Source organism: uncultured Arthrobacter sp., assembly GCF_947495145.1.
Lineage (GTDB): Bacteria > Actinomycetota > Actinomycetes > Actinomycetales > Micrococcaceae > Arthrobacter_D.
In genome coordinates this window covers 55,123-70,077 of record NZ_CANLXP010000002.1, presented here as the reverse complement: position 1 = coordinate 70,077, position 14,955 = coordinate 55,123, and the positions used below count along the sequence as shown (strand labels likewise).

Here is a 14,955-nt window from a genome sequence, read left to right as displayed (position 1 = left end):
AAGATGAAGCTACAGGGCTTTGCCCGGCCGAATCATCGACCACAGAGGGAACACCATGAACAGCAGCACCCCTGACAACGCGCAGCCCGGCCGTCGGAGTTCTTCCATCGACGCCGGACAGGACGCAGCAGGCGCCGCGAGCGGCTCAGCAGGAGCAACTGGCGCTTCCGGAAAGCCTGCTGCAAAGCAGCCCTCTTCGGGCGGAACCACGGCAAAGACCTCAAAGAAGGAATCATCGAAGCCGGCCAAGACCGGCAACGACTGGAGTGTCTTCCGCACAGTGGTGGTCCTTGTCGGTCTCGTCATCGCCGGCTTCGGCGGGTATTACCTCATCACGGGTACGGCCGGACTGCCGGAGACCGGAGACGGCCCGGTAAACCCAACGCTGGAAAACCAGTTCCGCTTCTTCGCCGCGATGATGATTGGCGTCGGCGCTGCATTCGTAACCATTGCCATCAAGTTTCAGTGGGCGAACATGCTCTGGCTGGTCTGCCTCATGGTGTTCATCGGCGGTATCGGGCGTGTTCTCTCCTGGGCCTTCTCCGGAACACCGCACTTCCTCCTGATCATCCTCATGGTGGTCGAGCTCGCGTTCCCCGCAGCGCTGCTGGTCTGGCACCGGTATATCGCCAAGACCAGCGAGCTGCGGCGGGAGTACGCTGCCCGTCCCTAGGAACGTCCGCTAACGCGTCCTCCTCCGGAATGCTCCACCCTGATGGAGACAGGCAAGACCTAATCCGAGCAGCACCAGCGCCGCTCCGGCGGTAACCTCTGCACGGGCACCTGTCTGCGCCAGTTCCGGTCGCTGCAGCGGAGGAACTGCCTGCGCAGGGCCGTCGCTGACGGCGGGAGCGGCCGGCGCGTCCTTCGCTGCTGGGCTGGCGGATTCGCCAGGTTCGGTAGGTTCCGCGGGTTCGGCGGGTGCCGGCAGATCGACACAGACGGTTTCAGACGGCTCACCAAAAGCGGAGGTGAAGGCGTTCGTATGCTCGTCACCGGCATAGGTCGCCACGACGGTGTAGCAGCCCGGATCCGCGAAAGCCGCGAACGCGTCGCTGGTTTGATCCCCGTTCAGCACAGGCACGGTGACTTCCGAGTGGAGCCGGGCGTCTGCGGGAATTTCGGCCACAGGTAAGGGCCGTTCGGTGAGCGGTCCGTACATGGACAGGGTGATCGTGCCTTCAGATCCCGGTGCAGGCGGACCGAAGCCGGATCCGGTCACCGCATCGGTGACCTGGTCACCCACGAGCGCATTGTTCGTGGAGAGCTGTGTCCGGACCTCTGGAACCCACGGCACGAAGGTCGTCTCTGCCGCTATGCCGAACTGTCCCTGCCAGGCGAGGACGTAGGGTGCCGCAGCTGCCGGCAGCGCGCTTTCAGGGTTGATCGACTCCGTCCAGACATACCACCCGGGTGCCGGTACAACCAGCTCCGCGGTGTTGTACTCGCCCGGTCCCTCCACCCTGGTAGTGACAGTGCCGACGCGGGGTGTTTCCTCCGGCACAATCTCCCGCAGAACCGGCTTGCTGTCCAGCGGCCCCCACAGCGTGGAAACTACCTCTACGGATACCGGCGCGTCAGTGCCGGGGACCGACAGCCACGGAACAGAAGCGTTTCCCGCCCCGGGTGCGCTGCTCACGGTGAGGATGTCGTGGACAGCAGCCCCCGCATGCGTCCGGGCTGCAGAACTCTTGGTTGCTACAGCAGGCTGGAAGGCGGGCAGGTCGGCGATCGCCGCTGCGGCGTCGCGCGGTTCCACGACTGCAGCAAAGAGCAGCCGCTGGACATCGCCGCGATTGGGCACGAGCCATTGCACTGCGGCCGCCGGAGTGCGGGGGATCGACACCTTCAGGGAGCCGCTACCGAGCCCCGTCCTCAGCAACTTCAGGCGGTACGGTTCCTCGCCGCTCGTCCACGTGGACGACTCCTTCTCCGCGAGCGTGAACGGTCCGCTCAGCTCCGCGGCTGCGGCCAGGCCAGCCGCAGGTTGCCCGTTGGCTCCCAGTACCTCTACAGCTGCAGAAACAGTTCCCTCCGAAGCTGCAGGCTTAAGACCGATTTCAACGGTGTACGGCCCCGCTTCGCTGAATGCCGTTCCCGTCATGGAGCGGGCCTCGGCGACGATGTCAGCCGGCAGCTGTTCTGCGCGAAGAATGGCCTTCATGCCCGGTGAGTCCCAGGCCATCCCGGGCGACGTAAGGGCCCAGACCGCCAACTGTACGGACGCCGCAGTGGCGTTGTCCGAAGTGGCGCCCCACCGGTGCAGCAGGTAGGACAGCGCTGAGTTCTCCGCCGCGGTGAGTTCGGTGCCGTCGCTTCGGATGAACCCGCCTGAATGGCCGCCGTCGTACCCGCCGGAGCTGTCCGGTGCCAGGCGTTCGAAGTCCGTGCAGTAGGCAACCCGGCCATGGGCGTCCTTGTACTGCCCGACAAAGTGCACTGCCGCATGCACGCCGGCCCCACGGGTCCAGTCAGCTCCGACAGGCGCTGCCTGTGACGGCTGTACCTGTGGAACCAGCAGCAAAGCGGCGAGCAGCAGCCAGGCGCCGACAGCCCTCAGCACCGTCCGGCGCAGGGAAAGGGAATGAAGAGATAGCACGGATGTCCTCCAGATCAGGTTCAGGGGCGGCGCCGAAGCCGGCGCGAACAGCCCGCAGGACCCAACTCTGGCCTTCCTCCGGGGCCGGGCGGTTTCGTCTGTCGCCTATGTGGACAAGCTGCCCAGTTCAACGGCGCTGTGGAGGAATGGACGCAGCGAACGGGCTGCCCCGTCGAAACCGAGGGTGTTCCATCGGCCATAATGAAGGAACGATGAAGGGCTTCGCGCCCGTCCAACCGCCGAGGGAGATGCGTGTTCTACTGGAGAGACCTGGCCGACGTGCCGGAGGGTTTCGGTCCCGCAGTTGTCACCATCGGTAACTTCGACGGTGTGCACCGCGGCCACCAGAGCGTGCTCGGGCAGCTCGTAGCGGCCGCCCGGGAACGGGACGCGGCCGCCGTCGTCATTTCCTTCGAACCGCATCCGGCCCAGGTCCACCGGCCGGAAAGTGCACCGGAACTCATCATGGGGCTGCAGGACCGGGTGGAAACCCTCGCTGACACCGGTATCGACGGGCTGCTCATGATGCACTACACGCTCGAGCTGGCAGCACTGACGCCCGAGGAATTCGTCCGTTCCGTCCTGGTGGACGGCTTGCGCGCGAAGGCGGTCGTCATCGGCCACGACGTACGCTTCGGGCGCGGCAATTCCGGAGATCTCTCAACCATGCAGGAGCTCGGCGGACAGTTGGGCTTCGACGTGGTCGTCATCGACGACTACGGATCGAACCTGCAAAGCACCACGGCGGGAGGGGAGCGCCGCTGCTCGTCGACCTGGGTGCGTGAGGCGCTGGTCGTCGGTGATGTCACCACTGCCGCCCGCATCCTGGGCCGGCCGCATCGCATGCGGGGCGTGGTAGTCCACGGCGCGGCCCGCGGACGGGCGCTTGGATTCCCGACCGCGAATCTGTCACCGGAGGCGACCGGTTTCATTCCCGCGGACGGGGTGTATGCCGGCTGGCTCATCGACAGCAGCCAGGTACGCTGGCCGGCCGCGATTTCCGTCGGATCCAATCCAACGTTCGAGGGAGTCAGCAGGCAGGTCGAGGCGCATGTCATCGACCGGCCGCAGGAGGAGATCGACGTGTTCGACCTGTATGGGCAGACCGTCATCGTCGAATTTGTCCGGCGGCTGCGCGGGATGGTTGCCTACCGGGGGCCCGAAGCACTCATCGAACAGATGCGGCTGGATGTGGACCGGACGCGCGGCGTGCTTTCGACAGAACAGCGTACCTACGGGTAAAGTTGACCAAGGCCCTGCTGCAGTCCGTGGTTGCTGGGCCGCCGCCGGAGCTCCTCTCGTTCACGAGGGGGACCGGCATCTACTTTGTTCACGGTACAACTCATAGGAGTTATTTGTGGCACTTGACGCCGCTCTGAAGCAGGAAATCATCAAGCAGTACGCAACTTCCGAGGGCGACACCGGCTCGCCCGAGGTGCAGATTGCAATGCTTTCCCGCCGCATTCTCGACCTGACCGAACACCTCAAGATGCACAAGCATGACCACCACACCCGTCGTGGCCTGCTGCTGCTGGTGGGTCGCCGTCGTCGTCTGCTGGATTACCTGCGCGACACCGACATCACGCGCTACCGTACGCTCATCGAGCGCCTCGGCCTGCGTCGTTAGTTAGACTGTGAGGCGGCACCTTCCTCTGGGAAGGGGCCGCCTTCAATCTTTGCCTACCCGTGTGGCGCCAGGGATTGGAGATTCGCAGTAAGTGCATGCAAGAGTGCACGGAAGTACCAAGTACATAACCAGGAGCCAGGCGGACACGCAGGCATTCGCGGTCCTCGGTAGTGGTCTCCGGGACACCATCAGGTGATGGTTCTTTCCCGTGGACCTCGATCGAAGACCGGGTGCCACAACCCGTCCTAACGGCGTTGACCAGCAATACGCCGCCTGCCTCCGCCACCAAAGAAACGGAGGTGACTCTCTTGGAGGGTCCCGAAATCCAGTTCGCCGAAGCCGTTATTGACAACGGTCGTTTCGGCCAGCGCACTGTTCGCTTTGAAACCGGGCGTCTCGCCCAGCAGGCCGCCGGCGCTGCCATGGTCTACATCGACGAGGACACCGCGCTCCTCTCTGCCACTACTGCAGGCAAATCCCCGCGTGAGGGTTTTGACTTCTTCCCGCTGACCGTGGACGTCGAGGAGCGTATGTACGCTGCCGGCCGCATTCCCGGCTCGTTCTTCCGCCGTGAGGGCCGCCCGTCGACGGAGGCAATCCTTGCCTGCCGCCTGATGGACCGCCCCCTGCGCCCCGCTTTCGTGAAGGGCCTGCGCAACGAGGTCCAGATCGTCGTCACCGTTCTGGCAATCAATCCCGATGTCCGCTACGACGTCGTTGCCATCAACGCCGCGTCGATGTCCACGCAGCTTTCCGGCCTGCCGTTCTCCGGCCCGATCGGCGGCGTGCGGGTTGCGCTTGTCTCCGACGGCTCGGGCCAGGACCAGTGGATCGCTTTCCCGAAGCACTCCGAGCTTGAGAACTCGGTCTTCGACATGGTCGTGGCCGGGCGCGTCATCGGCGATGACGTCGCCATCATGATGGTCGAGGCGGAAGCCACCGACAACTCCTGGTCGCTCATCAAGGACGACGGCGCCACCGCACCCACCGAGGAAGTTGTCGCTGACGGCCTCGAAGCGGCCAAGCCCTTCATCCGTGCACTGTGTGAAGCGCAGGCAGACCTCGCGGGCCGGGCTGCCAAGCCCACCGTCGAGTTCCCGGTGTTCAAGGACTACGAGGACGACGTTTTCTCCGCCGTCGAGAGCGCTGCCGGCACACGTCTGGCAGACATCTTCACGATTGCTGACAAGCAGGAGCGCGAAACCGCAGCGAACAGCTACCGTACGGAGACCATCGAGTCCCTCGCCGGCCAGTTCGAAGGCCGCGAAAAGGAAATCGCCGGTGCCTTCAACTCCCTTACCAAGAAGGTTGTGCGCCAGCGGATCCTTCGCGACCAGGTGCGTATCGACGGCCGTGGCCTGAGCGACATCCGCAAGCTCACCGCCGAGGTCGAGGTTCTCCCGCGTGTTCACGGTTCGGCCATCTTCGAGCGCGGCGAAACCCAGATCATGGGTGTCACCACGCTGAACATGCTGAAGATGGAGCAGCAGATCGACTCGCTGTCGCCGGTAACGCGCAAGCGCTACATGCACAACTACAACTTCCCGCCGTACTCCACCGGTGAGACCGGACGCGTGGGATCGCCGAAGCGCCGCGAAATCGGCCACGGTGCACTTGCCGAGCGTGCGCTCGTTCCGGTGCTTCCCAGCCGCGAGGAATTCCCGTACGCCATCCGCCAGGTCTCCGAGGCCCTCAGCTCCAACGGCTCCACCTCGATGGGCTCGGTCTGCGCTTCGACACTGTCCCTGCTCAACGCCGGTGTGCCGCTGAAGGCTCCGGTTGCCGGCATCGCCATGGGCCTCGTGTCCGATGAGGTTGACGGTCAGACCCGCTACGCTGCGCTGACCGACATCCTGGGTGCCGAAGACGCCTTCGGCGACATGGACTTCAAGGTCGCAGGTACCTCGGAATTCGTCACTGCCATCCAGTTGGACACCAAGCTTGACGGGATCCCCGCATCGGTGCTCGCCGCAGCGCTGAAGCAGGCACGCGAAGCCCGCCTGCACATCCTCGGTGTGCTCGAGGCAGCGATCGACACTCCGGATGAGCTGTCGGAGTTCGCTCCGCGCATCATCTCCGTGAAGATCCCCGTCGACAAGATCGGCGAGGTCATCGGCCCCAAGGGCAAGATGATCAACCAGATCCAGGAAGACACCGGCGCTGACATCTCGATCGAAGATGACGGCACGGTCCTGATCGGCGCTACGGACGGTTCGTCCGCGGAAGCCGCACGGGCAGCGGTGAACGCCATCGCCAACCCGCAGGTTCCTGAGATCGGTGAGCGCTACGTGGGCACGGTTGTGAAGACCACCACCTTCGGTGCGTTCGTCTCGCTGACGCCGGGCAAGGACGGGCTCCTCCACATCTCGGAGCTGCGCAAGCTGGCCGGCGGCAAGCGGGTGGATAACGTCGACGACGTCGTCTCCGTAGGCCAGAAGGTCCAGGTTGAGATCACCAAGATCGACGACCGCGGAAAGCTTTCGCTGTCTCCGGTCGTAGCAGAGGAAGCACCGGAAGCGGCCGCTGACGATGCTCCCCGCGCACACGCGCAGGATCCCGCTGAGGGCGGCGACGACAACTCGCTGTAAGCACTCACGCTCAAAGAACAAACCGGCGGCTCCGCGGCGAAAACTGATTTTCGCCGCGGAGCCGCTGGCGTTGAGGAGAATAAATGACTGACACAGGACAGGGCAGCCCCGTGCTGCTGCCGCTCACGCCGAGCGGCCCCGAGAGCAAGTCCATGCTTGTTGCAGGCACATCCGGGGGCGCAGTGGTCCGGCGCTCCGTACTGCCCGGAGGCGTCCGCGTGCTCACCGAGGCCATGCCGGGACAGCGCTCGGCCAGCATCGGCTTCTGGGTGGGTGTGGGATCGCGGGATGAGGCGGACGGCGAGCACGGCTCCACGCACTTCCTCGAACACCTGCTGTTCAAGGGCACCCAGCGTCGAACCGCGCTGGATATCGCGGCTGCCTTCGACGAGGTAGGCGGCGAGTCGAACGCTGCAACGGCGAAGGAGAACACCTGCTACTACGCAAGGGTCCTCGACACCGATCTGCCCATGGCGATCGACGTTATCGCCGACATGGTGACCTCTCCGGTTATCGACCCGGAGGAACTGGAGCAGGAGCGCCACGTCATCCTTGAAGAGATCGCCATGGACAGCGACGATCCATCAGATGTGGCGCATGAGAACTTCGTCGAGGCGGTTCTCGGCTCTCATCCGCTGGGCCGTCCCATCGGCGGAACGCCGGAGGCCATCAAGGCCGTCTCGAGGGAAGCGGTGCTGCAGCACTATCACCGCTACTACCGGCCTGAGGAGCTGGTGGTCACCGCTGCGGGCGGACTCGATCACGACGTCGTATGCTCACTCGTCGTTCAGGCGCTGCAGCGGGCGGGGTGGGATCTTGCGGAAGAAGCGGCACCCGTGCCGAGGCGGGCACCGGTTCCGGCTGTGCTCAAGGGCACAGGGGCAGTGCAGGTCATCCGCCGGGCCGTCGAGCAGGCCAATGTCCTGGTCGGTTGCCCTGCGCTGACTGCAACCGATGACCGCCGGTTTGTGATGAGTGTCCTCAACGCGGTGCTCGGAGGTGGAATGTCCTCCCGGCTGTTTCAGGAAATCCGTGAGAAGCGCGGGCTTGCCTACTCCACCTACTCATTTTCGGCGTCGTACGCCGACGCCGGCTACTTTGCCATGTACGCGGGGTGCAGCCCGGCCAAAACAGGCCAGGTCATCGGCCTGCTCACCGACGAGCTGGAGCGGCTGGCTTCGGACCCGGTGAGCGACGAGGAACTTCGGCGCGCCGTCGGACAGCTGTCCGGAGGCATGGTGCTCTCCCTCGAAGACAGCGGATCACGGATGACGCGGCTCGGCCGGGCAGAGCTGGTCAGCGGCGAATTCCTCGGGCTGGACCTGACCCTTGAGCGGGTGAGGTCAGTGACTGCCGAGCAGGTGCAGCACCTCGCGCGTGAGTTGGCGGACGCGCCGCGAACCATCACCGTCGTCGGGCCGTTCGACAGCGAGGCCGAGCTGGGACTGTAGACCGGACCGGATATCCTGCCGCCCGGGGCCTGAGGCCACAGTCTCCGGTCCTGCCGCCGAAGCTAGCCGCCGGCGAAGGGCGGCAGGATGTCCAGCACGTCATCCCGGCTGATCGATCCGCTCCGGTCCCGCAGGGCAACCTCATTGAGCAGAAAGCTGCTTCGCTCCAGCACCCGGGCCATGGACGGATCGCCGTCCGGATGCAGCCCGCGGATTGCAGCGAGAACCTCTACCAGAGCCGCGCCGTCCAGTTCCAGGCGTTCTTCAGGGACGCCCGCGGCAGCCTGGGCCGCGCCGAAATACCGAACCAGCACGTCAGCCGCCGATCGCGCTCATGGAGCGGTCCGGCTGCACAAAGTCGGCAGCTCCGAGGCCGGTGTGGTCCATGCCGTGGGCCTTGGGCTTGGCCCACATGGCCTCCTGCCAGCGCAGCGCTATCGCGGCGTCGTCGGCGCCTGACCGGAGAAGGTCCCTCAGATCGGTCTCCTCCCGGGAGAAAAGACAGCTCATGATCTTTCCCTCCGCAGTCACGCGTGTCCGCCTGCAGTCGGCACAGAAGGGCTCCGTCACTGAGGCAATGATGCCTACAGTGCCTACGACGACGTCGGGCGCCTCCGCCCGGCGCACCTCCCACCGCTCAGCAGGGGCACCGTCGCGGTTCCGCGGATCAGGAGTCAGCACGAACCGTTCGGTCAGGCGCTCACGTATCTCCGAAGCCGTGATCATCCCCTCGCGCGTCCACCCGTGGTCAGCGTCGAGAGGCATCTGCTCGATGAAGCGCAGCTCGAAACCGTGGGTCACTGCCCATTCCAGCAGCTCCGGCGCCTCGTGATCATTGATGCCGCGCATCAGCACGGCGTTGATCTTCACCAGCCCGAGCCCGACGGCGGCAGCAGCTTCGATGCCGCGAAGAACCCGATCCAGGAACGGGCGCCGCGTCAGCTGCGCGAAAGTATCCGAGTGGAGCGAATCCATTGAGACATTGATCCGGGTCAGGCCGGCGTCCTTGAGCCGCTGTGCTTTCTTGTCCAGCCCCAGGCCGTTCGTCGTCAGGGATACCGGTAGGTCAGGGTGCTGTGACCGGATATCCGCGATGATGTCGACGAGGTCTGCCCTCACCAGCGGCTCACCTCCAGTGAGGCGAAGTTCGCGGATGCCGAGAAGATTCACGCCGATGGCCACCAGCCTGACGATCTCTTCGCGGGAGAGCACCTGGTCCTTCTGCAGCCACTGGAGACCCTCTGCAGGCATACAGTAGGTGCAGCGTAGATTGCACTTGTCCGTCAGCGAGAGCCGCATGTCCGTGGCGCGGCGGCCGTAGGAGTCGAGCAGCCCCGCTGCCGGCACGGGTGCGCCCACGCCTGGTGTGCCAAGTCGGATTCCCATAGTGAGAGGTTACGCCCTTTGCAGCGGTGCCTCTATCGGCCGCCACTATGCGGGCGGGTCCGGCGGGCGTGGCGCGGCTAGGCTGGTAGCTGCAGCACTCGATGCAGCAACACGAATGTCCGCGCGGGCTGATACAACGGGGCACAATGAAACGAACAGTCGAGGAACACCAGCAGGCCGTGCTCGGGCTGCTGCGCTACAGCAGCGCCTTCACCGACCGGCCGGCCGAGTCGCTGCCGTTGCCGCTTGCCAGGGGCCGGGTGCTCGCCGAGGACCTGCACAGTCCCGTCAGCCTGCCGCCGTTCGACAACTCGCAGATGGACGGCTATGCCGTGCATCGCGATGACCTCGCCGGCGCCGAGCTCCTCCGGCTCACTGTCGCGCCGCCGGTGCCGGCCGGCGCTGAGCCTGCCGGCCTCGAGCCGGGCTACGCTGCTCCGATCATGACGGGGGCCATGATTCCGGAGGGGGCCGCCGCCGTCGTACCCATTGAGCGGGCGGTGCCCTCACAGTTTCCCTCGGCCGCCCAATACCGCGATGGGGAGCTCCTCACGGTCGAGTTGCCTGTCGTGGAGGAGGGCCTGTTCATCCGCTCCGCGGGAAGTGACCTGTCGGAGGGAAGCCTCGCCCTTGAAGCAGGCAGCCTGCTGGGACCTGGGCAGCTGGGCCTCATCGCTGCTTGCGGACTGGAAGCCGTGCCGGTGCGCCCGCGGTTCCTGGTCTTGCTGCTCAGCACGGGAGATGAGGTACAGGAGCCCGGCGGCATCCTCGCGCCCGGACGCATCTTCGACGCCAACACGACCCTGCTCACCACGGCGCTGGAGGAGGCCGGTGTGGAGGTCCAGCGGCACCGGGTGGTGGCTGATGACCCCCAGGAGCTGCGGCGTGCCCTTCAGGATATCGGCCGACCGGTCAACCTGATTCTCAGTACGGGCGGCATCAGCCAGGGTGCATACGAGGTGGTGAAGCAGGCACTGGCAGACAGCAGCGTGGAGTTCCTTTCGGTGTCAATGCAGCCTGGCGGGCCTCAGGCGATCGGCACCATCAACGGTGTGCCGTTCCTTGGCTTCCCCGGTAACCCGGTGAGCGCCCTGGTTTCCTTCGAGATGTTCCTCCGGCCGGCCCTTGGCGCGGTCACCGGCATACCCGGCAACCGCGTCTGCCTTCCCGCGAGGCTCACAGAGGACGTGCAGTCACCCGAGAACAAGCATCAGGTCCGGCGCGGCCTTTACACCGACCGGTCCGGCCAGGGGGAGGGAATCGGCGACGTGACGCTGCTCGGCGGGCCGGGCTCGCATCTGCTGCACTCCCTCGCCGCTTCGAACGCACTGGTGCACCTGCCGGTCGGAACGGGCGCCCTCGAGGCCGGCACGCCGGTTTCCGTGTGGCTGCTCAGTGAACTGCGCGGCGGCGTGCAACCTCTTCATCCCAGTAACCCCAATCGAGAGGCCCTGACATGACGGAACCGGACGTCCGGCTCACCCACGTGCGGGAGGACGGCTCAGCCCACATGGTGGATGTGTCGCAGAAGGCGGTAACGGCGCGGGAGGCCACTGCGCAAAGCGTGCTGCGGACAACGCCGGAGGTACTTGCGCTCATCGCGGAAGGGGACCTGCCCAAAGGTGACGCACTGGCAGTGGCCCGGGTCGCGGGGATCATGGCGGCGAAGCAGACATCGTCGCTGATCCCGCTCTGCCATCCGCTGCCGTTGAGCAAGGTAACGATTGATTTTGAACTGGGTGATAACGCCGTCGTCGTGTTGGCGACGGTGAAGACGACGGCGGTGACCGGCGTGGAGATGGAAGCCCTGACTGCTGCATCGGTTGCTGCCTTGACGCTGTACGACATGATCAAAGCGGCGGACAAGCATGCAGTGGTCACGGACATCCGGGTGCTCGCAAAATCGGGCGGCAAGAGCGGGGACTGGGTCGCGTGAGCAAACAACGGACCGCGGCGCTGATCATTGCCTCTACCCGCGCGGCAGCCGGTGTGTACCAGGACGAGTGCGGGCCCCTGATCCAGCGGTGGCTGGTTGCCAAAAGCTATGCGGTACAGCGGGCCGAAGTGGTTCCGGACGGCGAAGCGGTAGGGGAGGCGCTGGCGCAGTGCCTCGCCGGCAAGCCCTCCGTGCTCATCACAAGCGGCGGCACCGGCCTCAACGCCGACGACGTCACCCCTGAACTCACCGAACCCTTCCTCGCCCGCTCCCTGCCCGGCGTGATGGAGGCCGTACGCAGGGCAGGAGCCGTCAAAACACCCATGGCTGCCCTGAGCCGCGGTCATGCCGGTGTCTCCGGAGAGACCTTCGTCATCAATCTTCCCGGCTCTCCCAAAGCTGTCCAGGACGGACTGGACGTCCTGGAGCCCATTCTCGACCACATTTGCGCGCAACTGGAGGGAAGCCATGAGCACTAGCACCGTTCTCCACGCAGGAGTTTCCACTGATCCCCTCGATCTCAACCATGCCCTCGCAGTGGTTGGATCCGCCGACTGCGGTGCGGTGGTCGGCTTCGGGGGAGTGGTACGCAACCACGACGGCGGGCGGCAGGTCGACCGCCTGGGCTACAGCGCCCACCCCTCAGCCGGCGGTGTGATCGCCGAGATCGCGACGGAGATCGCTGAAAAGTACGACGGCGTACGGATCTGGGTGGCTCATCGCACCGGTCCGCTGCAGATCGGCGACCCCGCGCTCGTCGCGGCGGTTGCGTCCGGACACCGTGGGGAAGCCTTCGCCGCCTGCACCGAGCTGGTGGACACGGTGAAAGCGCGCGCTCCCATCTGGAAGGAGCAGTTCTTCACCGACGGCACAGTGGAATGGGTCGGCGTCGATGGCTGACACTAATCTTGACCGCATGACACAACCGATACCTGTTGCGGTACTTGGCGCCTCCGGACGCATGGGATCCGAGGCCGTCAAGGCCATCGACGCCGCCGCTGATCTTCAACTTGTCGCCGCGCTGGGCAGAAACGACCCCCTCGACAACCTGCTGGCGGCCGGAGCACAGGTCGTCGTGGACCTCACGGTGCCGGACAGCACCGAGCAGAACGTTGCCTTCGCCGTCGGACACGGCATTCATACTGTTGTGGGCACCACCGGATGGGACGGGGAGCGGCTCGGCCGGTTACAGGACCTGCTTGGGCAGAATCCGGACGTGGGCGTTCTGATCGCGCCGAACTTCGCGCTCGGGTCCGTACTCGCAACGGCTTTCGCCGCACGCGCTGCCAGGTACTTCGAATCGGTTGAGCTGATCGAGCTGCATCACCCGGACAAGGTGGACGCTCCGTCCGGCACGGCCGAGCGAACGGCGGCGCTGATAGCCGAGGGCCGCAAGAATGCCGGTCTCCCCGCCAGCCCTGACGCAACCCGGACTGCACGCGACGGCGCCCGCGGCTGCGACATCGACGGCGTCCGGGTGCACTCCGTCCGCCTCCGCGGTCTGGTGGCGCACCAGGAGGTACTGTTCGGCGGGCCCGGAGAGCAACTGACCATCCGCCACGACTCATTTCACCGTGAGTCCTTCATGCCCGGCGTACTTCTCGGAATCCGTGAGGTGGGTTCCCATCCCGGCCTGACCGTTGGTCTTGACGGCTACCTGGACCTGCAGGCGTGAGGAATTTTGTGGAGACAGTGAAGCAACATCGCGTCAAAATCGGCGTGGTTTTCGTCACTGTCCTCCTCGCCTTTTGGCTCGTCGTCGCGCTGCAGCGCAGCGTCCTCCTGCTGACCGACCCGAACCCGGTGGCCAAAGCGCTCGGCGCCGCGTACCTGCTGCTTCCGCTGATCGGCGCATGGGCTCTGGTTCGCGAACTGTTGTTCGGCGCCCAGACTGAACGGATGGCGTCCAGGCTGCACGCGGAGGGTGGACTGCCGGTCGATGACCTGCCGCGCACGCCCGCCGGACGAATCGTGCGTGAGGCGGCGGACGCCCGGTTCCCCGCCTACCAGGCGGAAACGGAGGCCAATCCCGGGGACTGGCGTTCCTGGTTCCGGCTTTCGTGTGCGTATGACGCCGCGGGAGACCGCACGCGTGCCCGCCGATCCATGCGGCACGCAGCGAAGCTGTTCGGAGCACGAAGGGACTAGCTAACGCTTCCGCACCGTTCCCGCCGACCGCGCAACGTCGCTTGCGCCGGCTGCCACATACTCCAGCGGACCACGGGCGTTCAGCTTCCGAAGCAACAACCCGACTGCAACGAAGACGGTAACCTGGGCCCAATACACCGGTGCCGGATCCAGCGGAACGTCCTGCTGATCGACGATGCTCATGATCCAGATATGCAGTGAATACAGCGTCAGCGTCATGGCGCCGGCAGCGGAAAGCGGCAGCAGCAGCCACTGTAGCTTCCTGGTTGCCAGGAGGCAGAGCCCGACGACGGCGGCGGCAGTTCCCGCGGTGTGCATCAGGTCCAGGGGCGTCCCCGAATGCGGTGCGCTGACTGCCAGCCACCACCAGGTTCCGGTCTGGTCGATCCCGGTGAGGCTCACCGGCAGCATTGCTTCGAGATCAAATCGCTGCCCCTGAGGGGTCTCAAGCAGCACTGCCAACCCGCCGAGTGGTCCGAGGAGGAAGGCGCTGATGAATTTCGCCAGGCCTGCAAGGCCGACTCCGGCGAAAAGCAGTCCGGCCTGCACCGTGAGCGACCTGAGGTTGAGGCGGCCGATCAGCATGCCCAGGAGTAGATAGCTCAGCCACTGCAGGGCCGGGTAGTAGCCGGTCACGAGAATGTCAGCGAGCAGGCTCAGCGGTTGTGCGAAGTGCTCAAGCGCGGGGTTTCCATCCAGGTCCGACGGGTTGACCGAAGCTTCCACCCAGGGCCGCAGGAGGAAAGCGGCGACCGGCGACAGCAGGGTCCACCCGGCTGCCCACCAGCAAAGCCGGCGCAGCGGCATTCCAACAAACGGCAGGGCCATCAGGAACAGAATCCCGTAATGAAAGAGGATTACGGCGATGTTGGTTTCGAGTCCGCCCAGCATGAGGCCGACCATCGCGATGACGACGGCGCGGGCAGCGATCCCGCGGCGGTCGCGGGAGATTCCGGGTCGGTCGTGCATCCTGCTGCCGCCGGTAAGCAGCGCCAGTCCAATCCCTGCGACGAGCGCGAACAGGGCCGATGACCGTCCGGAGAAGGTTGCCCCGATCCACGAAGCCTCTGCCGTGCCCTCCACATAGAGCGGAAAGACGTGGGTGGACATCATCCCGAAGAGGGCGATGCCCCTAGCCGCATCGATACCGCTCAGCCGGCCCGGGGATTGCGTGATGGACATGATGGAATGTTCTCACGCCCGCGGCAGCGGGTAAGTTT

General features: G+C 65.4%; 15 protein-coding genes. 11 read left to right on the top strand and 4 right to left on the bottom strand.

Annotated elements, in window-relative coordinates:
- Positions 1 to 55: 55 nt before the first annotated feature.
- Positions 56 to 673, top strand: a complete 618-nt coding sequence (locus Q0877_RS01785) for a DUF4345 domain-containing protein (RefSeq protein WP_299165343.1) — start codon at positions 56 to 58, stop codon at positions 671 to 673.
- Positions 674 to 682: 9 nt separating this feature from the next.
- On the opposite strand, the gene Q0877_RS01780 is transcribed toward Q0877_RS01785, so the two are convergent.
- Positions 683 to 2,599, bottom strand: a complete 1,917-nt coding sequence (locus Q0877_RS01780; protein WP_299165341.1) for a hypothetical protein — start codon at positions 2,597 to 2,599, stop codon at positions 683 to 685.
- Between the two features lie 252 nt (positions 2,600 to 2,851).
- Here Q0877_RS01780 and Q0877_RS01775 point away from each other — a divergent pair, with 252 nt between their 5' ends.
- The 4 genes from Q0877_RS01775 to Q0877_RS01760 all read left to right on the top strand — a co-directional run bounded on the left by Q0877_RS01775 (position 2,852) and on the right by Q0877_RS01760 (position 8,265).
- Positions 2,852 to 3,841, top strand: a complete 990-nt coding sequence (locus tag Q0877_RS01775; RefSeq protein ID WP_299165339.1) for a bifunctional riboflavin kinase/FAD synthetase — start codon at positions 2,852 to 2,854, stop codon at positions 3,839 to 3,841.
- A gap of 115 nt (positions 3,842 to 3,956) precedes the next feature.
- On the top strand, positions 3,957 to 4,226 hold the full coding sequence (gene rpsO, locus Q0877_RS01770; RefSeq protein WP_056548475.1) for a 30S ribosomal protein S15: 270 nt from the start codon (positions 3,957 to 3,959) through the stop codon (positions 4,224 to 4,226).
- A 308-nt stretch (positions 4,227 to 4,534) separates the two neighbouring features.
- Positions 4,535 to 6,814: a polyribonucleotide nucleotidyltransferase gene (locus Q0877_RS01765; RefSeq protein WP_299165569.1), complete on the top strand. Its 2,280-nt coding sequence runs from the start codon at positions 4,535 to 4,537 to the stop codon at positions 6,812 to 6,814.
- A 152-nt stretch (positions 6,815 to 6,966) separates the two neighbouring features.
- On the top strand, positions 6,967 to 8,265 hold the full coding sequence (locus Q0877_RS01760) for a pitrilysin family protein (protein ID WP_299165567.1): 1,299 nt from the start codon (positions 6,967 to 6,969) through the stop codon (positions 8,263 to 8,265).
- Between the two features lie 62 nt (positions 8,266 to 8,327).
- Here Q0877_RS01760 and Q0877_RS01755 read toward each other — a convergent pair whose 3' ends face one another.
- Positions 8,328 to 8,579: a MoaD/ThiS family protein gene (locus tag Q0877_RS01755; RefSeq protein WP_299165335.1), complete on the bottom strand. Its 252-nt coding sequence runs from the start codon at positions 8,577 to 8,579 to the stop codon at positions 8,328 to 8,330.
- A gap of 1 nt (position 8,580) precedes the next feature.
- A complete protein-coding gene (gene moaA, locus Q0877_RS01750; RefSeq protein ID WP_299165334.1) occupies positions 8,581 to 9,651 on the bottom strand; it encodes a GTP 3',8-cyclase MoaA in 1,071 nt (356 codons plus the stop codon).
- Between the two features lie 146 nt (positions 9,652 to 9,797).
- On the opposite strand from moaA, the gene glp reads away from it, so the two are divergent.
- The 6 genes from glp to Q0877_RS01720 are packed head-to-tail and all read left to right on the top strand — an operon-like array spanning position 9,798 to position 13,735.
- Positions 9,798 to 11,111 carry a gephyrin-like molybdotransferase Glp gene (gene glp, locus Q0877_RS01745; protein ID WP_299165333.1) on the top strand — a complete coding sequence of 438 codons (1,314 nt, stop codon included), beginning with the start codon at positions 9,798 to 9,800 and terminating at the stop codon, positions 11,109 to 11,111.
- Complete coding sequence (gene moaC, locus Q0877_RS01740; protein ID WP_299165332.1) at positions 11,108 to 11,587, top strand: cyclic pyranopterin monophosphate synthase MoaC; 480 nt, start codon at positions 11,108 to 11,110, stop codon at positions 11,585 to 11,587. Before glp ends, moaC begins: the two co-directional genes overlap by 4 nt.
- Complete coding sequence (locus tag Q0877_RS01735; protein WP_299165331.1) at positions 11,584 to 12,066, top strand: MogA/MoaB family molybdenum cofactor biosynthesis protein; 483 nt, start codon at positions 11,584 to 11,586, stop codon at positions 12,064 to 12,066. The genes moaC and Q0877_RS01735 overlap by 4 nt, the downstream gene beginning before the upstream one ends.
- Positions 12,056 to 12,487 carry a molybdenum cofactor biosynthesis protein MoaE gene (locus Q0877_RS01730; protein ID WP_299165330.1) on the top strand — a complete coding sequence of 144 codons (432 nt, stop codon included), beginning with the start codon at positions 12,056 to 12,058 and terminating at the stop codon, positions 12,485 to 12,487. Before Q0877_RS01735 ends, Q0877_RS01730 begins: the two co-directional genes overlap by 11 nt.
- Before the next feature lie 16 nt (positions 12,488 to 12,503).
- Positions 12,504 to 13,262, top strand: a complete 759-nt coding sequence (gene dapB, locus Q0877_RS01725; RefSeq protein ID WP_299165329.1) for a 4-hydroxy-tetrahydrodipicolinate reductase — start codon at positions 12,504 to 12,506, stop codon at positions 13,260 to 13,262.
- Positions 13,259 to 13,735: a hypothetical protein gene (locus Q0877_RS01720; RefSeq protein ID WP_299165327.1), complete on the top strand. Its 477-nt coding sequence runs from the start codon at positions 13,259 to 13,261 to the stop codon at positions 13,733 to 13,735. The genes dapB and Q0877_RS01720 overlap by 4 nt, the downstream gene beginning before the upstream one ends.
- Here the strand turns inward: Q0877_RS01720 and Q0877_RS01715 are convergent, their stop codons facing one another.
- Positions 13,736 to 14,917, bottom strand: coding sequence for a heparan-alpha-glucosaminide N-acetyltransferase domain-containing protein (locus tag Q0877_RS01715; protein ID WP_299165325.1), 1,182 nt, complete (start codon positions 14,915 to 14,917; stop codon positions 13,736 to 13,738). It lies immediately after the preceding gene.
- Positions 14,918 to 14,955 lie beyond the last annotated feature (38 nt).